Origin of the sequence: Bacillus vallismortis (assembly GCF_004116955.1) — a bacterium.
Taxonomy (GTDB): domain Bacteria; phylum Bacillota; class Bacilli; order Bacillales; family Bacillaceae; genus Bacillus; species Bacillus vallismortis.
This window is the reverse complement of the sequence record NZ_CP026362.1, coordinates 3,715,624-3,735,560: the sequence shown is the minus strand read 5'-3', so window position 1 is coordinate 3,735,560 and position 19,937 is coordinate 3,715,624. Positions and strand designations below refer to the sequence as shown.

The following is a 19,937-nucleotide window of genomic DNA, read 5'->3' as shown; positions in this document are numbered from 1 at the left end:
TGCTCACCTCACTTTCTATGTTTTTCAATTTTTATTTCATGCTCTATTTTTGTGATTTGACGTCTTATGGAATAGACGTCTTCCTCTAATGAATTGATTTTCCCTTCTATGCTTTTCATGATTCCGCTGACCTGTTGGCTTTTGATTTGATCATACGTTTTGTTCATTCCGTCACGAATATCTTCAAACCGCTCAGCATGTTTTCCTCTCCATGCATTCCGGTCAAGGTGCGGATGGTGGATGAAGTGCTGAACTTTGGAAAAATCGTGTTTGATTTGTCTGATTTCATGTAGCACTCGCTTTAACTGATGGATCTGTTCCTGCTTATCATATAAGTCGGCTTTTACCGAATGTAACAACATTTCACTATGCATGCCGCAACACCTCATGTTTCTATCAAACTGTGTTAATTCTTTACAATACAGACTATTTTCATATTACATGAAGGGTCATATTGGATGAATAGGTGTAAAGTTTTGTCTTAGAGGAGGAGTGGTTAGTTCAAAAATGCTAAAAACTCACTTTTGATGATTTTACAAGGAGAATAATTAGAATAGAGAGGACTTTTTATTTAGGTCTTTATTCCTTACTGACCCTCTGTTTTTTCTTCCTTTGGACTGTTGCTTATAGTCAATAAAGCGGATAAAAAAACGCCCTCCTACGAAGGCGTTTCTCCATCTTATTTAGTTCCCCAAACAGCTTCACCACTGCCATTCAGCACACTAAACGTCATCACGTTCTTCTCTCTCACCGAATCCCACTGCCGTAAAAACACTCCGCTATATTTCTTGCCGGCTAACGTGATTTCGGCTGTGTTTTTTCCGGTTTTCTTCCATGTTCCGGTCATTTCCCCGGAAATGGTGCGGTTTTTGTTGAGCTGGATGCTAATGGTTTTTTTGATGTCGGCTGAGATGTCTTTTCCGTGCTGGATGAGCTTGTAGGTTCCTGTGATGTCTTTTTGTTTTACATCTTTCAGCGTTTCACCCGCATAGCGATATGGCGCTGTTACCGGCCACCCGTCTTTGTTCATGAACATTTGATGGACTCTGACCTGGTGTTCTTCACCTCTGCCCGGGAAGCGGGTGTGGAAGAGTAAATAGGAACGTCCGGTTTTTTCGTCATAATATGCCGAGTTGTGGCCTGGCGAGACGTATCCTGTTCCTTTTTCATTTTCTGTCTCAAACGAATAGCTGCCCATCAGTTTGACACCGTATGGTTCGATCGAGCGGTCGTCGAAGACTGTGCCTTCTTTGCCGCGGACGTCAATCATTGGGTTGCCTTCTGCGTCATAGTATGGACCGTCCGGTTTTTTGGAGCGGACCACACGGATGTTGTAGCCGCCTGTTGCGTCGAGACCGCCATATGATAGGTATAAGTAGTAGTACTTGGTGTCTGGATTGTAGAGAACATACGGGCCTTCAATTCTGCTGTGGTTGCCGCCGAGCAGTTTTTTGCCATATCCCTGACCAGGAAGCGGAAAGCCCGTTTTCGGATTCATTTCTAGAATGAAAATGCCGCCAGAGTAAGATCCATACACCATCCACAGCTTGCCGTCTTTATCAAAGAAGGTATGCGGATCGACAACATTCGGATGTTTGGTCGCGTCATACGGTGTTCCATCGTCACTTGTGCCTTCCATGCCTGATTTCAAAAAGATGCCTTTGTTTTTGTAAGGGCCTTCAATGTGATCAGCGACGGCAACCCCCATGGCGGATCTTGGCGAATCGCCGCGGCAGGCGTTGTAGTACATGTAGTATTTGCCGTCCGCCAGCTGTCTGACGTCAGCCGCCCACAAGGTATCGGATTGCGCCCATTCGAAGGTATCTTTTAATTCTTCGTAGACATTCGGAATCAGAGGATTGGTGTTGCTTACACTAGTGGTCAGCTGCTGCCATTGCATGAGGTTATTTGTTTTTGCTGAAGCAAGATGAGATCCAAAAACATAAAAGGTGCCGTTTGTCTCAATGACGGAAGGGTCATGGACACTGACTTCTGTAAATACGGGTTTTTCTGCCTTTTGTGCATACGCGGAGTTTGGCAGGGTGAAGGCCATGATAAGGGCTGCAAGAAAACATACACCGAATAATCGATTGAACATTTACACAATTCGCCTCACTTTTTTATTAAAATTTAAAGCGCTTACATTTTTCTATGAAGAAACCCCGGCCCGTTTATAAAGACCGGATGTTTTCATATTCAAACGGGTAAGTGATTTCCCACTGTTCTCTTACTATGATGTTCATGATATCCAGGGAGAGATTGATGGTCTCGCTACCTGCTTGATGCAGGACTGCTGCTTGCATATCCTCTACTTCATAATTCAACCCTTTTGCCATTTTTCCTTCTTTCTTGTTTTCTATTTTTCCATCCACATGTGTCAAACGCTTTGGCCGGTCTTGCCACGTCATAGATTATAATAAAGCGGCTTTCTTCTGGATCAGTTCCCTTTTCGTGACATTTTTTATTATCATACCTGACTGATCGTTACGGTTTCACTTGACTTGGCCATACCCTAGATTTCATTAAGCTCGGTCGCTTAAACAATCGGGGGTCCTTACCTCCCTATATAGATGAGAATGCGAGTACTAACTTTAGAAAGAGAATCTTAAAAAAGAGAGAAAGTAAAGGATCTGTTTTCGCACACCGCTTTAACCTCTTATGCCTTCTTGCATCGTCCTCACTTTTGATCCCATCTTTTCAAAAAAACAGCCGAGAGGGAATACAAAGACAATCAAAACAGCACACCCCACTCAGGATGGGATGTGCTTTATGATTATTCCGTAATCAACGTATGAATCAGCTTCGGCGCCTTCGCTTCCGCTGCGATGCGAATGTTATCATAGACTTTCGCCATGACTTCATCGACGTTCTCACGGTTGGCGTAAAGCGTGACGAGCGGTTCACCTTTTTCTACCTTGTCGCCGACCTTTTTGCGGAGCATGATGCCGACGGCTAAATCGATTTCGTCTTCTTTTGTGGCACGTCCAGCACCTAACAGCATGGCTGCGACGCCGATTTCGTCCGCGACGATTTCGGAGACGAAACCGGCTTCTTTGGCAGGCACATCAATTTGATAGGCAGCCTGCGGAAGCTTAGACGGATCGTCAACAATCGAGCTGTCGCCGCCTTGGTTTTTCAGGAAGTCCTTGAATTTCTCCAGCGCTTTGCCGTTTTTCATGACTTCTTCCAGCTTCGCTCTCGCCTCGTCTAATGTATTGGCTTTTTTCGCAAGTACAACCATTTGGCTACCGAGCGTTAAAACTAGCTCATGAAGATCTTCAGGACCCTCGCCTTTGAGCGTGTCAATCGCTTCTTTGACTTCGAGCGCATTTCCGATCGCAAAGCCGAGCGGCTGGGACATGTCGGAAATGACTGCCATGGTTTGGCGGCCGACGTTATTTCCGATACGCACCATCGCTTTGGCGAGTTCAGCGGCGTCTTCGTCCGTTTTCATGAAGGCGCCCGCTCCCGTTTTGACGTCGAGTACGATGGCGTCCGCTCCGGCAGCGATTTTCTTGCTCATAATCGAGCTTGCGATGAGCGGGATGGAATTAACCGTTCCCGTTACATCACGCAGCGCGTACAGTTTTTTATCAGCCGGCGTCAAGTTGCCGCTTTGGCCGATGACGGCAACCTTGTCGCGGTTCACGAGCTTAATAAATTCGTCCTTCGACAGTTCCACGTGAAACCCGTCAATGGCCTCTAATTTATCAATCGTTCCGCCCGTATGGCCGAGGCCGCGTCCTGACATTTTGGCTACCGGCACATCAAGAGCCGCAACAAGCGGGGCGAGAACGAGTGTTGTCGTGTCGCCGACGCCGCCGGTGGAGTGTTTATCCACTTTAATCCCTTCAATGGCAGAAAGATCAATCGTTTCACCGGAGTTCACCATAGCCATCGTCAAGTCCGCACGCTCGCGGTCACTCATATCCTGGAAAAAAATCGCCATGGCAAGCGCGCTTGCCTGATAATCAGGAATGCTTCCGTTCGTATAGCCGTTCACGAAAAATTGAATTTCCTCTGTGGTGAGTTCTTTTCCGTTTTGTTTTTTGATGATGATGTCTACCATTCTCATTATGGTCACCGATCCTTTTCGATTATGTTCAGTAAATCAAGCCCACAATTGCCGCTGATAAAAAGCTGACAAGCGTTGCGCCGTATAATAATTTCAAGCCGAAACGAGCAACAACATTTCCTTGTTTTTCATTCAGTCCTTTTACGGCACCGGCGATGATCCCGATTGAGGAGAAGTTCGCAAATGACACAAGGAATACCGATACGATCGCTGTTGTTCGGCCGCTGAATTCGAATCCGTTTTGCGTTAATGTCGTCATGGCGACAAATTCATTAGATACCATTTTTGTTGCCATAATGCTTCCCGCATTAACAGCTTCATTCCATGGGATCCCCACAAGAAAAGCGAATGGAGCAAACACATATCCAAGAATGTCTTGGAAGGAAATACCGAATACTGCATTAAAAATACCGTTAATCAAGGCAATGATCGCAACAAATCCAATCAGCATCGCAGCGACAACAACCGCTACCTTGAAGCCATCAAGGATGTATTCTCCGAGCACTTCGAAGAAGGATTGCTTTTCTTCCTCTTCAACACGCAGCATATCCTCTTCTTCTTCCACATCGTAAGGATTAATAATAGTAGCAATAATGAAACCGCCAAATAAGTTCAAGACCAGCGCCGTTACAACATATTCCGGCTCCAGCATCGTCATATACGCGCCGACGATTGACATGGATACGGTTGACATCGCAGAGGCGCAAAGCGTGTACATGCGCTGCTGATTTAAAAGACCGAGTTCTTTCTTCAAGGAGATAAATACTTCAGATTGCCCTAAAATAGCAGAAGCGACTGCGTTATACGATTCCAGTCTTCCCATACCGTTTATCTTGCTGAGAGCAAGTCCGATATATCTAATAATGAACGGGAGTATTTTCCATTTTTGCAAAATCCCAATCAGAGCGGAAATAAACACAATCGGCAAGAGAACATTCATAAAGAATGTCGTTTGGTCCGCATTCACCAGACCGCCAAACACAAAGTTGATTCCCTCTGCCGCGTATCCAAGCAGGTAATTGAATCCTTTTGCAAATCCTCCTACAAGGAAATTCCCTACACCGGTATTGAGGAGAATGTAGCCGAGTATAAATTGCAAAATGAGCATAACAACAATTGGGCGGATCTTAATTCTCTTTTTCCCGCTGCTTGCGATCCATGCAAGGCCTAAAAACACGATTAAACCGATAATCCCAATCAAATACTTCATATGTGTTCTCCTTTATCTGTATTCGCTTACAATATTATTTCCCCGTGAATAATAGAAGAGTAACGGAAAGCAATCGGCCTTCCGTCAGCTTCTTAATAGTTGTCTCCGCCAGATGCATGTTCCCCTTTTACAATGGAAACGCCTGCGCTAGCGCCGATTCGGCTCGCTCCCGCCTCGACCATTGTGTCAACATCTTCTTTCGTTCTGATGCCGCCGGACGCTTTCACGCCGATATCAGGACCTACTGTTTTGCGCATTAAGGCGATATCTTCCTTCGTTGCACCGCCTGTTGAGAAGCCTGTTGATGTTTTCACGAAATCCGCTCCCGCAGAAACCGCTAAACGGCATGCACGCTCTTTTTCTTCATCAGTCAGAAGGCATGTTTCGATAATGACTTTGACAAGCGCTTTTCCGGCTGCAGCTTCCACCACACCGCGGATGTCCGCTTCAACCATATCATCTTCTTTGTCTTTCAAAGCGGCAATGTTAATGACCATGTCCACTTCAGTGGCGCCTTTTGAAATCGCGTCTTTTGTTTCGAACGCTTTTGTTTCAGTTGTGCTGGCACCGAGCGGGAAGCCGATGACCGTACAAACGTCAACTCCAGTTCCCTCAAGCTCTTTTGCAGCAAGCTGCACCCATGTCGGGTTGACACATACAGAAGCAAATTTGTATGTTTTCGCTTCTTCGATTAATGTTAGAATTTCCGCTTTTTGTGTATGCGGTTTCAAAGCTGTATGATCAATTATGTTAGCTAATGACATCCGTCCCACACTTCCTTTTTTGTTAAGATATTTTTTAGCATAACCGACTTTTGAACATATGTAAATTGGTAATTGAAATTTTGTTCAGCGAACAGTTAGCATATGTCACAAATCATGAACAAGCGCCCTTGCGGTATGCTGGTCGATGATTAAAACGTTGGCGTATTTTCCTGTCAACGCCCCGTGTATGGAGGACACTTTTCTGCTCCCGCCGGCCACTAAAATGGAGCGTTCCTTCTGCCTGAGGTCTTCAAGCTCGACGCCAATGGTCCGGTCATTGATGGCGCTGCTGCAAATATTCCCTTCTGCATCAAAAAAGCGTGAACAGATATCCCCGACAGCTTGCCTTTTCAAAAGGGCCTTCTCTTCTTCATTAAAATACCCGAGCCGGAATAACAGCGCTTCGTCACGGACCGTTCCCACCGTGAAGAGAGCGATATTCGCCTGCTTGCCCATCTCGATAATCCGTTCGATATGTCGGTCGTTCTCCACCATTTGCTTTACATCCGCATGATCAAATACGACGGGAAGCGGGAGATAGCGCGGCATCGTTTGAAAAGCCTCTGCAAACAGCTGAATCGTTTCAGCAGAATACGTGTTCACCCGGGAGTGGCTGATGCCGCCTTTCAGCTGGACGACCTCGACGCCTTTTACCTCCTTCGGCTGCATGTTTTGCGCGATTTGATACATGGTGGTTCCCCAGCTGACACCGACAATGTCGCCGTCTTTCACCGTTTCATGCATATATTCTGCACCATAGCGGCTTAGGTCATGTGTAATTCCTGCATAATCGGGTGTCGGAGAAAACACAACATGCGCCTCGAGAAGCCCGTACTTTTCTTCAAGCATGGAACCGAGCGCATCCAAATCCTCAAAAGGGTCCATGACGCGAATCTGGACAAACCCTTTTGCCTTTGCATATTGCAGCAGCCGGGAAACGGTCGGCCTTGAAATGTTGAGCTGCTCAGCAATTTGCTGCTGACTGTAATCAGACTGATAGTAGAGCCTTGCCGCTTCTATGCTTAATTGTTGTTTTTCCCGATCCATTCCGCACCTCCCTGTGGATCAGTTCATGATGAAACTGCTTTCGATTTGCTTTTATTATACAGGCTGACGCTGGCTTTCATCCACCTGATTTCAGAGAAATTGAAAAACGCTCTGAACGCGGACCTGTCCAGAGCTCACTTCTTCCATGTCATATACTGATAAATGCCTTTCATAATGGCGTATATTCCATATAAAATCAGCCCGAACGCCAACATAGATAGAATCCATTTGCCATGCGGCTGCTGTGCGAGTTCGGCGAGCGCGCCGTCAAAGCCTCTTGTATCATCAGGGTCAGCGGTCATGGCTGTCTTAATAAGAAAATAGCCGATGGCCGAGAAAATAATGGCTCGGGCGATATTGCCTGCGCGCCCGGTGTTTTTCGCGATGCATATCATCTGTTTGTTCATTTTTGATGTATCGAATTCTTTCATAAATGAAGCCCGGATGCCCTTCACAAATTGAACGATCGCAAATAGGACAAAACCCGCACCCGTAAGCCCTGTGAGCCATTGGCCAAACGGCTGTGCCAATACATAAGCGGACCACGTCTGTTCCGACGTGCTTCCTCCCCCTTGGGCAAATACAAAACGCAAGGCTTTCCAAGCAATGGTTCCGTATACAGCGGCGCTAAAAAGATTTCCCATCCTCCGCGACAGCCCGCGTCTGCTTGTTCCGTGTCCCTCTGTGTCTTTGAACGCGCTCAACACCATCCATATCACATAGCCGGTGAGACCGACGCCAATGAGCAAAAGCAAGATCGGTCCATACGGCATGCGTGATAACATGTGGAGCGCTCCGCTCGAATCTTTCGCGCTTCCCGCTCCAGCTGCCGTCATACACGCTAAGATCCCGAGCAGGATAAAAACGCCGCCAAATGCAAAGTAACCAAGCCTCCCGCACCTCTTGATCCAAGGCTTGGTTTCTTGTTTGATTTTAGACATGCACTCGTCTTTCACGGCCATGTGCCCAACCCTCTTTCACAGAATCATTACTGTAACATTCCCGATTGAACAGAGTTGAAACAGCCTCTGCCTCAGCTATCATCGGCTGAGGAGGAAGCCACTCCGGCAGCCATGATCCCGCAAGCTGGTTTTTCAATGTTTCTAGCCGCTATTTTTTTCATTCTGCATCAAAACGGGGATAGCTGTGCTTACCACAACTGCGACACTCATGGCCAGCATTGGAAGATGATGAATCAAAAGAGATGGCCAAAAGCCTTAAACCGATATGTCAAAAGATTGACATTTTCTCAATAGAAGAGGGATAGAGTCTAGAGCGCAGAATGTACTATTTTGAATTGTTTTCCAAATAAAAGATGAGGAGATACATTTATGAGAAAAAAATGCTCGATATTGATGGTGATGGTTTCCTTTTTCTTTTTACAGACCTCTGCAGCAGCTACGCCCATTCGAAATTATTTAGGTTCCTGGGATCTAAATGGTGATGGGAAACTGGAGCAAGTATTTTCGTATAACGGAAATGCGATAGAGGTCGTCAACGAGAGAAATATATCAACAACATTTTCGATTTCAAATCCGGTATGGGAGCTTTCAGCTGTAGCTGATACGAACGGCAAGCCGGGTGCTGAATTGATTGTGAAGGCGGGAAATCATGCCCAAGTGATTCATTATGCCGGCAAATATGTGAGAGAATACCAGATCACAAACGGCCCTTGGGACGTTGCAGGAACAGCCAATACAAACAGCAATGAGGGAGATGAAGTGATTGTTAAAGCAGGTGACTATGTCAAAATCATTGATGATAGGGCGAACAACGTCCGTGAGTATCGCATGGTGACTAACGGCGTATGGAATATAGGTGGGATTGCGGATATCGATAAAAAAACAGGCAGTGAAATCGCCGTAAAAGCAGGAAATGACCTAAAAATCATATACGACAGCGGCCGCCGGGTTGCCACTTATCCAGTATCTGTATCGACACAGCCATGGAAAATCGAAGGGGTTGCAGATACAAATGGTGATAACGGTGCCGATGTCGTTGTTTCGAAAGGCAATTACATTCACATTTTTCGCAACGGCGGTGCAAAGAAAGACTACTTCATCCGGCAAAACGGCGTTTGGAATGTGAAAACCATTACTGATATTGATGGTCTTCCCGGGGCAGAGGTCCTCATTGACATTCCCAACTCTCCGCAAAAAATGATTACGGACCGGATTGGCTTGATTGCCGATGTCAAAAAATAAGAAATGGAGCTGAGAGGACATGAAAAAATGCTGGCTATTTGTTCTAGTGTTCTTCCTTTTTTCTTCTCTAAATCTGCATGCCGAAGCCGCCGGGCAGAAAGTATACATCGGCTCTTGGGATCTGAACGGAGATGGGCGATTAGAGGCTGTTTACAATACTGTGGATTCTATATTGGTTGCCAGCTCTGACGGGAAAACGGCCTCATACAAAATTCCAAGTGCTGGCTGGCATGTCGCAGGCGGCGCTGATTTGGACGGAAAAGCCGGTGCAGAATTGGTCGTGGTCAGCAGCGGTGAGGTGAAATGGCCGCCAAAGGCTCCGCAGCCTGTTCCCGACCCTGATCCCGCTGTCCCTGAACAGCCGCAAACGGTGAAGCCGCTGGCCAAAAGCACTGTAGCTCCATTTAATGGTGTATATGTGATCAACCATGTGGATCGCACCGTCAAAACCTATTCAGTACCATACGGAAACTGGGCGATTACAAATGTAATCGATACTGACGGACAGGCTGGAAATGAACTCGTCATCATTGAACGCAATAAAATTATGATCGTGAATGACCGTTTAAAATCTGCCAGAGAGCATACCGTGCCATCGGGCAACTGGGGATTTTGGAATGTTGTCAAAGCGGCGGATACCGATGGAAGGGCAGGCGCTGAGCTTGTGGTCACCGTCGGCAACAAGCTATATGTCTTCAATGATACGAAAAAAAACTTCAAGTCCTATGATGTGCCATACCTCTCTTGGACGTTCTATGATACGGCGGATACAGACGGCAAACCCGGTGAAGAAATCATTCTCAAAACACAAGACTCTGTCTATCTTGTGAAAGACCATCAAGGAACAGGCAAAAATTATGTCTTGGGAGGAGGAGCATGGTCAATCGCTGACGTCCTTAATATTGATGGCATCGCCGGAAAAGAAATCTTAATCTCCATTCCGCAGAAAGGACTGCAGGTCATTACAGACCGGACAGGAACAATAAAGCCCCGATAAAAAAATCCAGCCTCCTAAAAGGCTGGATTCATTATTTCGCCAACACAAGCTCGTGAATCGCATGGGCAACGCCGTGTTCATTATTGGAGCGCGTTTGAAAGTTTGCTGCCTCCAATATTTCCGGAATGGCGTTTGCCATGGCAACGCCGCAGCCCGCCCATTCAATCATTGTCAGGTCGTTCCCGTTGTCGCCAATCGACATGACTTCGGCCTGTTCAATTTCAAGCAGCTCCGCCAGCTGGCGTACAGCATTTCCTTTGCTGGCTTCAGGGTGCAGAATTTCATAAAAGAAAGGCGCGCTTCTAACCATCGTGTATTTTTCTCTCACGTCTGTAGGAATCGATGTAATGACGTGGCTTAAGTTCTCCGGTTTATCAATAAACATCACTTTCGGGATGAGGATGTCTTTTGGCATTTCGTCAACTTTTCGGTAGTGAAGCGGCACTTGTGTCACATAGGATTCGTATACGGTAAATTCGCTGATATCCCGGTTAGGCGTATACAGGTTAGATGAGTCAAAGAAATGCATCGGCGTCTTCAGCTCTATGCTCAGGTCATATAATGAAGTCAAATCATCATATCCGAGAGACAGCTCCGTGACCACTTCATTTGTATGCGTATTTTGAACAAGCGCTCCGTTATACGCGATGACATAGTCACCTTCTTCAATTAGATTCAGTTCATCTAAATATCTCCGCACGCCCCCGATAGGCCGGCCGGTGCAAAGCACAATTTTAACGCCTTCCGCTTTTGCCGCGTTAAGCGCGTTGCGGACCTCCTCTGTTACTTCATGATGATCATTTAAAAGTGTTCCGTCCATATCAATTGCAATTAGTTTGTACATCCTGCATCTCCTTCGTGTCGTTTTCAGGCTATAGTCCCATCATATCGTTTTTTCTTTTTGATATTCAACTGGAAGAGATGATTTTCTCCTGATTCTATTGAGACGCCGGCCTTGTCTTCGGATGCGCGTGCGCGGTTTCCGCTTTCTTTCTGTCTCCATTTCGCCATTTTCTGCTTTTTTCTGTTTCATCAACAGGAAGCCGGCAGCTAAAAAAGGAATGCCGGTTATATTCAAGATGGCGAGCTTCACACCTGCCGCCGCCAAAAAGACTGACCATGATGATGCAGGATTCCGTCTAATCATGATGTAAGCGGCCAACTCCATCACAATCAAGATGGCATGCAACACGACAGAATAAATAAGAAAGGCAAGCGCAAAAAACAAAATATAATTGACGAAAGCCCCTGAGTACATCATAGCGCGCATCATTTGGATAAACGATAAGGATTGCATAGATCCGCTGATGACATGTGGGTTATAGATCGTATAGTCACTAAATAAATGTTTTATCTTGAGAAAAGCCCATAATATCAAAATCCACTGTATGATATGTAAGATAAGTCCTGTTAACACCAGGCTTTCAGCTTTTTTATTTCTCATATGTCTCCTCCTTGCCTGTCTTTGATTCCATTCTCGTCATCGTTTTTGTCTGGCCATTTTGCTCCCAAATCAACGTCTCGTTTTCTCCCCTCTTCAGCGTGCTTTTGATCGGATAATAGGAGCCGAGATACTGAATCTCAATGGACCCGTCAGTGCTCTGGGACAACACCTTGTACGCCTTAGAAGGCAGCTGCACCTCTCCTCTTCCTTTTATCATTTCCGTCTCCAACACCTCGTCTTTGGTAAACGTAACCGTTGCTGACCTCACGCCAACCATAGATCCTGGGGTTAGTCCCTCATTCCACGTTCCGTAATAAAACGGCGTTTCCTCCTTTTGCGCTGGCAGCCCCCTATCATGAAACATAAAGCCGCTAGTAACATGACACAGTTTTTTCTCATGGCGATCACCGTCCTTTCTCTCCTTGTTGGGCGAATGCCGTGGCACTGTGCCAATGACTACATAAGTTATAAGGAATTCACCCATACATTACATTTTGTAAGGAGATTGATCACATGTACCCTTATCCATATTACGGCCCGCAGCCGCCTCAGCAGGAACCTTACTATAGCCACTATGAATACAATCCTCATCCGCGGCAGGATGTATACAACCCACACCCCATAGACAGACAGCCGCCGGCATTAGAAAGAAGAGTTGCAGCTCTTGAACGGCAGAATGAACAACAAACAAGGGAATTAACACGGCTCACAAATGAAGACCGGCGCCAAAATCGGGAAATTGCCCGGATGGCCGAACAGGTCAGTCAGTTAAGCCAAGCCATTGAACGCCATACCCGCCGCTTAAATCGGCTCAATCAGCGCCTCCGTACGGTAGAAAACAGGCTGAATATCCCATTTACCGCGGGTGAAGGTGGTTTTTGAAGCGGGCAAAGAAAAAAGCGGAAGACGAATCCCTCATTTCAGGGCTTCGTTTTCCGCCATTCATGCGGTATAAATAGCGGAGCATTTACATAAAAAGGGTTTGTACAAAGTATACAATTCTTATCGGCTGTGTTCAAAGAAAGAAAAACTGAGGAAAATAATTGTAGTTTCTCGTTTGAGGAATTTCTTTTCATTCAGGTTGCATGATAATACCGACTCACGTCAATCGATCACATGGAGGGATAACTCATGCATAATACACAACACGGCTTGCAGCAGCTGAACCAAGCCCGCCAGACTGCTCAGCAGCTTATTCAGCAAACACAGCAAAGCAGCCAGCAATATCGCCAAATGCTTCATCAGGAACAGCAAAACATCCAAATGCTGCAGCAAATTCTAAACCACGAACAACAAGCTGCACATACCATTCAGCAAGCGCTGCACGGACATGACACGGCCATTCAAAAATGCCAGCAAGTTGTCAATATGTGCAACCAAATGCAGCAGGAACTCACTGGACAATCCAGCGTGATGAATACGAATGTTTCTACACTTCCATTCGGCCAAAACACGTCATTCCAGCAGCATTCCTATCAGCAGTAACCATAGAAAAAGCTCAACACCCTGTTCGTGTTGAGCTTTTTCTTACCGTTCTTTGCGAATATGTATATCCTGAATAGACTGCTTCGGAGCATGAAATCTGCTCTCGGCTTCACTTCTTGCCTCAGCAAAGGCCCGTGCCTCCACATTGTCTTTGTAGACATCTAGCTGAATCAGATACAGCGGACGCACTTTAAAACCATGAATAATCGTCACAGCCCATAATGGGAGAACAACAAAAATTCCTGGTTCATCGGGCAGCACAAAACCAAATGCAAATACGAAAAAATAAATGATTCCATACATGATCCACTTTCTATTTCTGACCTTGATGCCAATAAATAAAAAAGCAAAAAAACTGGTTATGGCAAAAGGCATGAAAATAAACAGCATCCACCAGCTATTCAGCCACTCCCACGCGGCACCTCTTTTTGTGATTCCCATATTTTCCCCCTCCCATTTACCTATAATAATTGATTAAGCATACCGCGTCATCTGTAAACGAAAAAACTTTCTCTCCCTAAAATAGAGATAGACGGGGAACTGGTTTCTTGCTATATTATTAATTGATAATGATAATCATTACTAATAAAATTACCGTACATATTGGGGGGTTCTTGATGAAAAAGAACATATTGCTCGTGGGCATGCTGGTGCTGCTTCTTATGTTTGCCAGCGCTTGCAGCGGTACGGCTTCGAAAGGAAGCTCAAGTGATTCAGATACCGAAAAGACAGGAATGAGAACATACAAATCAACAAAAGGGAACGTCAACATTCCGGCACATCCGAAACGCATTGTCACTGATTTTTATGCTGGGGAACTGCTGTCTGTCGGAGCGAATGTGGTCGGCTCAGGCTCATGGTCATTTGATAATCCGTTTTTAACATCAAAGCTAAAAGATGTGAAGAATATCGGTGATCCTATCAGCGTTGAAAAAGTGATGGAGCTTCAGCCTGACTTAATTGTTGTCATGAATGAAGAGAATGTCGATCAATTAAAGAAAATCGCTCCAACTGTTGTCGTTCCTTATAACACAGCGAAAAACGTGCAGGATACGGTCAGCATGTTCGGAGATATCGCCGGAGCGAAAGATGAAGCAGCATCATTTATTGCTGACTTTAACAAAAAAGCGGAAGCAGCCAAAAAGAAAGTGGCCGGCGTCATCGACAAGGATGCAACCTTCGGCATATATGAAAACACGGACAAGGGCGAATTCTGGGTGTTTAATGATAATGGCGGACGCGGCGGCCAAGCTGTATACAACGCGCTTGGGTTAAAAGCGCCTGAAAAAATCGAACAGGATGTCATTAAAAAAGGAGAGATGAAACAGCTCTCTCAAGAGGTTATTCCTGAGTATGCCGCAGATTATATGTTCATTACGGACTACAATCCGAAAGGCGAAAGCAACACACTCGATAAGCTAAAGGAATCCGCTATCTGGAAAAACCTAGACGCTGTCAAACATAACCGTGTGTTCATCAACGATTTTGACACATTCTACCCGTACGACCCGATCTCCGTCAGCAAACAGGTTGATTTGATTGCTGATATGCTGGTGAAGCGCGAGAAAGAAAACCAAGAATAAATGGCATGACAAAAGCACTCACGCTGACGTGAGTGCTTTTTCTTCAGCTGACTTGCTGTCTAGCGGCTTTTCCCGCTGAGCCGAATTCTCTCATTTTGCTTTTCACTGTTTCTTTTACCGCGTCGATTCCCGGGGTCATATAAGCGCGGGGTTCATATAAGTCAGGATTGTTCTCGAACATGAAGCGCGTTTTTTCTGCCCATGCCACCATACATTCTGTATTGATGTTGATCTTCGCGTGGCCAAGCTGGATTGTTCGTGCGATTTGATCAGCCGGAATTCCCGAGGCGCCGTGAAGAACAAGCGGAATGTTCGTGATCTTAGCGATTTCCTCCATCTCTTTGAAGCCGAGTTTGGGCTCACCTTGATACTTACCATGTACTGATCCGAGCGCAGCCGCCAGGGCGTCAATATTGGTTTCTTCCACGAGACGCTGGCATTCATGAAGATCAGCGTATTTGACACCGCCCACAAGGCCGTCCTCCATGCCGCCTACTGTGCCGACTTCAGCCTCCACTGACACACCGTGAAGCTTCGCATAGTCCGCTACCTCTTTCGTCATGGTGATGTTCTGATCAATCGGCGAATGTGACCCGTCAATCATCACCGAGCTAAACCCTGCGTCAATGGCTTGTTTGCAGCGCTCCACACTGCTCCCATGATCAAGGTGAAGGACAACGGGAACGGTAATTGACAATTCTTCCATCAGCGTATTGACCATCGCGGCTACGGTTTTGAATCCGCCCAAATAGTCGATCAGCCGGTCCGACGCCGCTGCAATGACAGGCGACTGTTCATCCTCCGCAGCCTGTAAAATCGCCTTCGTCCACTGCAGGCCGTTGATATTAAACTGGCCGATTGCGTAATGCTCCCGCTTTGCATCTTCAAGAAGCTCTTTCATCGATACAAAAGCCATGTTCACCCCTCCTTTATCCATTACATCTTGAAGTATTTTGAAACAACATCAACCGTTGTTTTTTTCGCTGTTTGAATAGCTTCCTCGGCACTCAGCTTATAGTATTCGGGACGGAAGAGCTCAACCGATACAACATCAGAGAACCCGATTTCTTTGAGGGCTGATAAGTGGGCATCTAAGTCAATCGCCCCTTGGCCAGGCCACACACGATCCTCATCCGTTAAAAAGCCGATTGGGAAATCTTCGGTATCGTCGATATGGTAGATGAAAATTTTCTTTCCGTCCGCCTGCTTTAAGCTCTCGATATTTGACCCCATCGCATGGAAATGGAAACTGTCAAGGACAAGCCCGACATTGTCCCGGTCGACTGTGTTTATGATGTCGTATGCCTGTTCAAACGTATTGACCGTACATTGCGGGTGGCCGACAAATTCGAACGCGATTTTTACGCCGTACGGCTCCGCGATATCTGAGAGCTCAGTCAGCACCTCTACACTGCTCTTTTTGATCTCTTCTTTTACAATTTTCTGCTCAGTCACAAGCGGAACAGCCACGACATATTTCACACCGAGGGTTTTGCACGTTTCCATCATGTCTTTAAATTCAGCGATGATCTCATTGTGCCCCTTTTCATCACGGTTGTTGAAGAAAACGAGTGCGTTTAAAGCAAGCGGTTTGATGTGATGGGTTTGAAAACACTTCGCCAGATCGTCCAATGTATGGTCTTTTAAGTACTCTGGCAGCTTATCCATTGTGCGAATTTCAATATAATCATAGCCGTGCTTTTCGCATAGTTCTACATCCTGTTTAAGATTTGAGTTTTCCAATGTTGTTGCTTCATTAAAACAAAGTTTCATGTCAGACTCCCCCATCTGCGTTTTAGATATGAAGGGAGTTCGGCAGGAAGGCTGCTTTATCCTATCCCGCCGAACTCCATGCTCAGCTTATGCCAGACCTAATTCTTCTTTCATTTTTTGAAGCATAAAACGGCTTGATTCATCCGCTCTTTTGTCAACCCAAGCAAATACGGCGTTGGTCGCAATTCCATCGAACTTCATTTCTCTCATCTTTCTGAAAATCGTATCAAAATCAACTTCGCCTTGGCCAATGTCTAGATGCTGATGAACCGTTACTTTGGCGTCAGGCGGGTTGACGATATAGCGCAGGCCATGAGCCGCTTTGTGATTATAGGTATCCGCAAATAAAACATGTGTAAGGCGGTCGCCGGCTTCGTCAAACATGGTCTCGATGTCGCCTTTGCCGTCATCATAGAAGAACGTATGCGCAGTCGAGTAGACAAGATTGATCCAATCCTTGTCTAGCGCGCGGATCATATCCATCGCGCCTTTGTGCGTTTCGATAAAATCGTATGGATGGGCTTGAAGATTGAGTTTAACGCCTTCTTTTTCAAAGACTGGCAGAAGCTCATCCATCGATTTGATAAATTTTTCTTCACTTGTTAAAGGATCATATTTTGAACCGCTGAACTCACTGTTCATCAATTCCACTTCAAGTTCAACCGCAATTTCGATCGCCCTTTTCCAATTGCGCACCGCAGCCTGGCGGCGATCTTCATCAGGACCCGCCCAGTGGTAAAGAGGGAGGAGAGATGAAAGCTTAACACCTGTATCCTTTAAAAGCCGCTTTAATTGTTTGATTTTTGCTGAATCAACCTTCGGATATTTATAGAATGGACAAAAATCCTCGCGAGGCGACAGCTCAATATATTCATAGCCAAGCTCCGCCGTTTTATATACCATTTCCTCCAACGTTAAATCATCACGATACATCGATGGATCCAATGCTAATTTCATATTTTCACTCCTCTATTATTTTAGTTTTCAACTGTTGTATAAGATTGATAGAATTCAGGCTTTTCCTTCAAATCAACTTTTTCTTTTTGTCCGGATTCCTGGGCTTTTACACACGCGTCAGTCGTAACAGCGGCAATATAGCCGTCCCACGCCGTCGGTCCGCTAACCTCGCCTTTCTTTTGAATCGAATCAATGAAGTCTTGAATTTCCACATCGTACGCAGCCACAAAGCGTCTCTGCCAATCCATCAGAATATCCGTGCTGAATTTCCCTTCTTTTCTCAAGCTGATGCTTGATGGTTCAGGGAGCTTGATGACACCGTCTTCCCCGACGATTTCACATTGAATGTCATAGCCGTATTTACAGTTCACATAGATTTCTGCATTGATAACGATGCCGCCTTTTGTTTCAATGACTACGATTTGCGGATCTTTTAAATGCGGAAGCGCATTTTTCGATTTTTTCGGATAGATGACTTGAACGGACTCGTAGTCATCATTGACGAGCCAGTGCAGCACATCAATTTCATGAACAAGCGTATCAACAACGGCCATATCCGTTGTGTAATTTTCGGCAACACTTGGGTTGCGGTGCGCGCAGTGAATCATAAGCGGCTCACCGATGACATGGTTATCGAGCGCTTCCTTCAGCTGTACGTAACCGCTGTCATAACGGCGCATGAAACCGACTTGAACAAGGCGTTTGCCCACTTTGATTTCCTCTTCGACGATACGCATGCATCCTTCAGCCGTTGTCGCGAGCGGTTTTTCACAGAACACGTATTTTTGGGCTTTGATCGCTTTCAATACGCTCGATTCATGCGCAGGGCCCCAGCTTGTCACTAAGACAGCGTCTACATTTTCGTCTGCAAGCAGGCTGTCATCGTTCGGATAAACCGACGCGTTTAATTGGTATTGCTCAACGACCTTTTGTGCAGCTTCTTGATTCACATCTGTTACAGCAACGATTTCCGCGCCGGACAGCTTGTTCGTGATCCGGTTAATATGTTCTCTTCCGATTGCTCCAGTTCCAATTACGCCAATACGTAAACTCATTGACAGCCACTCCTTCTGTTGGTTACATGATTTTGCTTTCTGTTCCTTGCTTTACCTGGCTCCGATGAGAGCCGTAGAGTTCCTCTTGAATTTCTTCAAGCGACTTGCCAGACGTATTCGGCGCATAGAGAAGCCCGATGATCATACTGGCCGTCACACATCCGAGAAGAATTGCAGCCATTGTTCCAATGCCGAAATTGGTCATAACCATTGGGACAAACAAGCTCCAAATCCCTATTGAAATACGGACGAGGAAAAACATCAGCCCTTGTGCAGATGCACGATACTGCGTGGGAAAGATTTCACTGGCCCATAACTGATAGTTTGCTTGCTGCCCGGCTCCGTTATTGATGCCGATCACAACAATAAACAGGAGCAGAATCGGCATGCCCTCAATCGGCAGCAGAAACAGTGTCCATCCAATCACCGCCATAAAGGCCGCGATTCCAAAAACAGTTTTTCTATACTTGTCAGCAAAGGGCATGAAGATCAAGGCGACCCCTAACCCTGTGAAGATAAACAGCCCCATTTGCAAAAGATTTGCCGTAGTGGGCGATACACCGCCGACCTGCTGATAAATGTATGGCATAAAGAAGCCCATCACGCCGGCTGCTAGATTCCAAACCAGAAACACACCCATTAAGAACAGTATGTTTTTCAGATACATCGGCTTGAGCAAATCAAAATACGATGTTTTGTTCAGTACGGCAGGCTTCCCTGCCTGCGAATGTCCCGGCTGTGTTTTTGGCTGCCAGGCATCTGACTCCGGAAGCCTGATTCTCAGCACGTACGTGATCAGCGCGATGACAAGCAGATGGGCAAATACAATTTTATTGCCCAGAAGGCCTAAATCACCGACCAGTACGGAGAGAAGCAGCACAACCACAGCCCCCGCGGCCCAAGCGACTTGTGCGACGCCGCAATGCCGGGCCCGATTTTTCTTTGGCGCATTTTCTGCGATAATTGTCCATGATGCGGTAATGTCGGCTCCTACTGATAAACCGATAATCATGTAACCGCTTAACAACATGGGGAAATTAGCCCCGAACAGAACCAAACAAATCCCTAGCGCATAAACAAGCATGCTATTGGTATAAACAGCCTTCCGTCCGATTTTATCTGCCAGAAACCCGCCTAACAAAGCGCCGACAGCGGCTGAAATTGCATTTGCGCTTAGCGCGCCGAGGAGCCCGATCTGTGTATCAGATAACTTGAGGTAACTGACCCATAACGATAAACCAGCAGATCCAGCTACTATGGAACCCGCGTCAATATAGTTGGCCAATGCCGCTGCGATTGTCCGTTTATTGAAGGCTGAATCCGCTTTGGTATGTCCCATATAT

21 protein-coding genes and 1 pseudogene are annotated in these 19,937 nt (G+C 46.1%); 5 read left to right on the top strand and 17 right to left on the bottom strand.

From position 1 onward, the window contains the following. Positions 1-8 precede the first annotated feature (8 nt). From BV11031_RS19770 to BV11031_RS19735, 8 genes are all read right to left on the bottom strand, one after another. Positions 9-374 (bottom strand): YwqH-like family protein, encoded by a 366-nt coding sequence (locus BV11031_RS19770; protein WP_129550924.1) that lies wholly within the window; start codon positions 372-374, stop codon positions 9-11. 305 nt (positions 375-679) lie between these two features. Then, positions 680-2,098 (bottom strand): arabinan endo-1,5-alpha-L-arabinosidase AbnB, encoded by a 1,419-nt coding sequence (gene abnB / locus BV11031_RS19765; RefSeq protein WP_129550923.1) that lies wholly within the window; start codon positions 2,096-2,098, stop codon positions 680-682. A gap of 73 nt (positions 2,099-2,171) precedes the next feature. Continuing rightward, positions 2,172-2,372: a hypothetical protein gene (locus BV11031_RS19760; RefSeq protein WP_240467602.1), complete on the bottom strand. Its 201-nt coding sequence runs from the start codon at positions 2,370-2,372 to the stop codon at positions 2,172-2,174. Between the two features lie 401 nt (positions 2,373-2,773). Next, positions 2,774-4,075, bottom strand: a complete 1,302-nt coding sequence (locus tag BV11031_RS19755) for a pyrimidine-nucleoside phosphorylase (RefSeq protein ID WP_129550922.1) — start codon at positions 4,073-4,075, stop codon at positions 2,774-2,776. Between the two features lie 28 nt (positions 4,076-4,103). Further along, entirely contained in the window at positions 4,104-5,285 is a 1,182-nt protein-coding gene (gene nupC, locus BV11031_RS19750) for a nucleoside permease NupC (RefSeq protein ID WP_121643664.1), read from the bottom strand. 92 nt (positions 5,286-5,377) lie between these two features. Beyond that, positions 5,378-6,049, bottom strand: coding sequence for a deoxyribose-phosphate aldolase (gene deoC, locus BV11031_RS19745; protein ID WP_039074988.1), 672 nt, complete (start codon positions 6,047-6,049; stop codon positions 5,378-5,380). A gap of 105 nt (positions 6,050-6,154) precedes the next feature. Then, entirely contained in the window at positions 6,155-7,096 is a 942-nt protein-coding gene (gene deoR, locus BV11031_RS19740) for a DNA-binding transcriptional repressor DeoR (RefSeq protein WP_121643666.1), read from the bottom strand. 134 nt (positions 7,097-7,230) lie between these two features. Next, positions 7,231-8,058, bottom strand: a complete 828-nt coding sequence (locus BV11031_RS19735; protein ID WP_129550921.1) for a DUF1206 domain-containing protein — start codon at positions 8,056-8,058, stop codon at positions 7,231-7,233. Positions 8,059-8,427: 369 nt separating this feature from the next. Between BV11031_RS19735 and BV11031_RS19730 the strand changes: the two genes are divergently transcribed. Both BV11031_RS19730 and BV11031_RS19725 read left to right on the top strand, forming a co-directional pair. Continuing rightward, on the top strand, positions 8,428-9,300 hold the full coding sequence (locus BV11031_RS19730) for a PA5033 family protein (RefSeq protein WP_129550920.1): 873 nt from the start codon (positions 8,428-8,430) through the stop codon (positions 9,298-9,300). Between the two features lie 19 nt (positions 9,301-9,319). Further along, positions 9,320-10,297 carry a PA5033 family protein gene (locus tag BV11031_RS19725; protein ID WP_121643669.1) on the top strand — a complete coding sequence of 326 codons (978 nt, stop codon included), beginning with the start codon at positions 9,320-9,322 and terminating at the stop codon, positions 10,295-10,297. A gap of 31 nt (positions 10,298-10,328) precedes the next feature. Here BV11031_RS19725 and yidA read toward each other — a convergent pair whose 3' ends face one another. From yidA to BV11031_RS19710, 3 genes and pseudogenes are all read right to left on the bottom strand, one after another. Next, the gene (gene yidA, locus BV11031_RS19720) at positions 10,329-11,141 is read right to left on the bottom strand and encodes a sugar-phosphatase (RefSeq protein ID WP_129550919.1); all 813 of its coding nucleotides are present in this window, start codon (positions 11,139-11,141) and stop codon (positions 10,329-10,331) included. Between the two features lie 39 nt (positions 11,142-11,180). Next, on the bottom strand, positions 11,181-11,741 hold the full coding sequence (locus BV11031_RS19715) for a hypothetical protein (RefSeq protein ID WP_129550918.1): 561 nt from the start codon (positions 11,739-11,741) through the stop codon (positions 11,181-11,183). Continuing rightward, positions 11,731-12,140: pseudogene (locus BV11031_RS19710) on the bottom strand (DUF3255 family protein). Before BV11031_RS19710 ends, BV11031_RS19715 begins: the two are co-directional and overlap by 11 nt. Positions 12,141-12,254: 114 nt before the next feature. Between BV11031_RS19710 and cotNE the strand changes: the two are divergent. Both cotNE and BV11031_RS19700 read left to right on the top strand, forming a co-directional pair. Then, the gene (gene cotNE / locus BV11031_RS19705) at positions 12,255-12,623 is read left to right on the top strand and encodes an inner spore coat protein CotNE (protein ID WP_129550917.1); all 369 of its coding nucleotides are present in this window, start codon (positions 12,255-12,257) and stop codon (positions 12,621-12,623) included. Positions 12,624-12,872: 249 nt separating this feature from the next. Then, positions 12,873-13,226 (top strand): hypothetical protein, encoded by a 354-nt coding sequence (locus tag BV11031_RS19700; RefSeq protein ID WP_121643673.1) that lies wholly within the window; start codon positions 12,873-12,875, stop codon positions 13,224-13,226. Between the two features lie 42 nt (positions 13,227-13,268). Here BV11031_RS19700 and BV11031_RS19695 read toward each other — a convergent pair whose 3' ends face one another. Then, entirely contained in the window at positions 13,269-13,667 is a 399-nt protein-coding gene (locus BV11031_RS19695) for a hypothetical protein (protein WP_039074979.1), read from the bottom strand. A gap of 176 nt (positions 13,668-13,843) precedes the next feature. Here BV11031_RS19695 and BV11031_RS19690 point away from each other — a divergent pair, with 176 nt between their 5' ends. Then, positions 13,844-14,809: an iron-hydroxamate ABC transporter substrate-binding protein gene (locus BV11031_RS19690; protein ID WP_129550916.1), complete on the top strand. Its 966-nt coding sequence runs from the start codon at positions 13,844-13,846 to the stop codon at positions 14,807-14,809. Positions 14,810-14,852: 43 nt separating this feature from the next. Here the strand turns inward: BV11031_RS19690 and fba are convergent, their stop codons facing one another. The 5 genes from fba to BV11031_RS19665 form a co-directional block, all read right to left on the bottom strand. Continuing rightward, the gene (gene fba, locus BV11031_RS19685; protein WP_129550915.1) at positions 14,853-15,725 is read right to left on the bottom strand and encodes a class II fructose-1,6-bisphosphate aldolase; all 873 of its coding nucleotides are present in this window, start codon (positions 15,723-15,725) and stop codon (positions 14,853-14,855) included. A 20-nt stretch (positions 15,726-15,745) separates the two neighbouring features. Next, on the bottom strand, positions 15,746-16,582 hold the full coding sequence (iolI, locus tag BV11031_RS19680) for a 2-keto-myo-inositol isomerase (protein ID WP_129550914.1): 837 nt from the start codon (positions 16,580-16,582) through the stop codon (positions 15,746-15,748). An 87-nt stretch (positions 16,583-16,669) separates the two neighbouring features. Beyond that, on the bottom strand, positions 16,670-17,539 hold the full coding sequence (locus BV11031_RS19675) for a sugar phosphate isomerase/epimerase family protein (protein ID WP_129550913.1): 870 nt from the start codon (positions 17,537-17,539) through the stop codon (positions 16,670-16,672). Positions 17,540-17,559: 20 nt separating this feature from the next. Further along, positions 17,560-18,594, bottom strand: coding sequence for a bifunctional inositol 2-dehydrogenase/D-chiro-inositol 1-dehydrogenase (iolG, locus tag BV11031_RS19670; RefSeq protein WP_129550912.1), 1,035 nt, complete (start codon positions 18,592-18,594; stop codon positions 17,560-17,562). A gap of 22 nt (positions 18,595-18,616) precedes the next feature. Further along, a complete protein-coding gene (locus tag BV11031_RS19665) occupies positions 18,617-19,933 on the bottom strand; it encodes an MFS transporter (RefSeq protein ID WP_129550911.1) in 1,317 nt (438 codons plus the stop codon). Between the last annotated feature and the right edge of the window lie 4 nt (positions 19,934-19,937).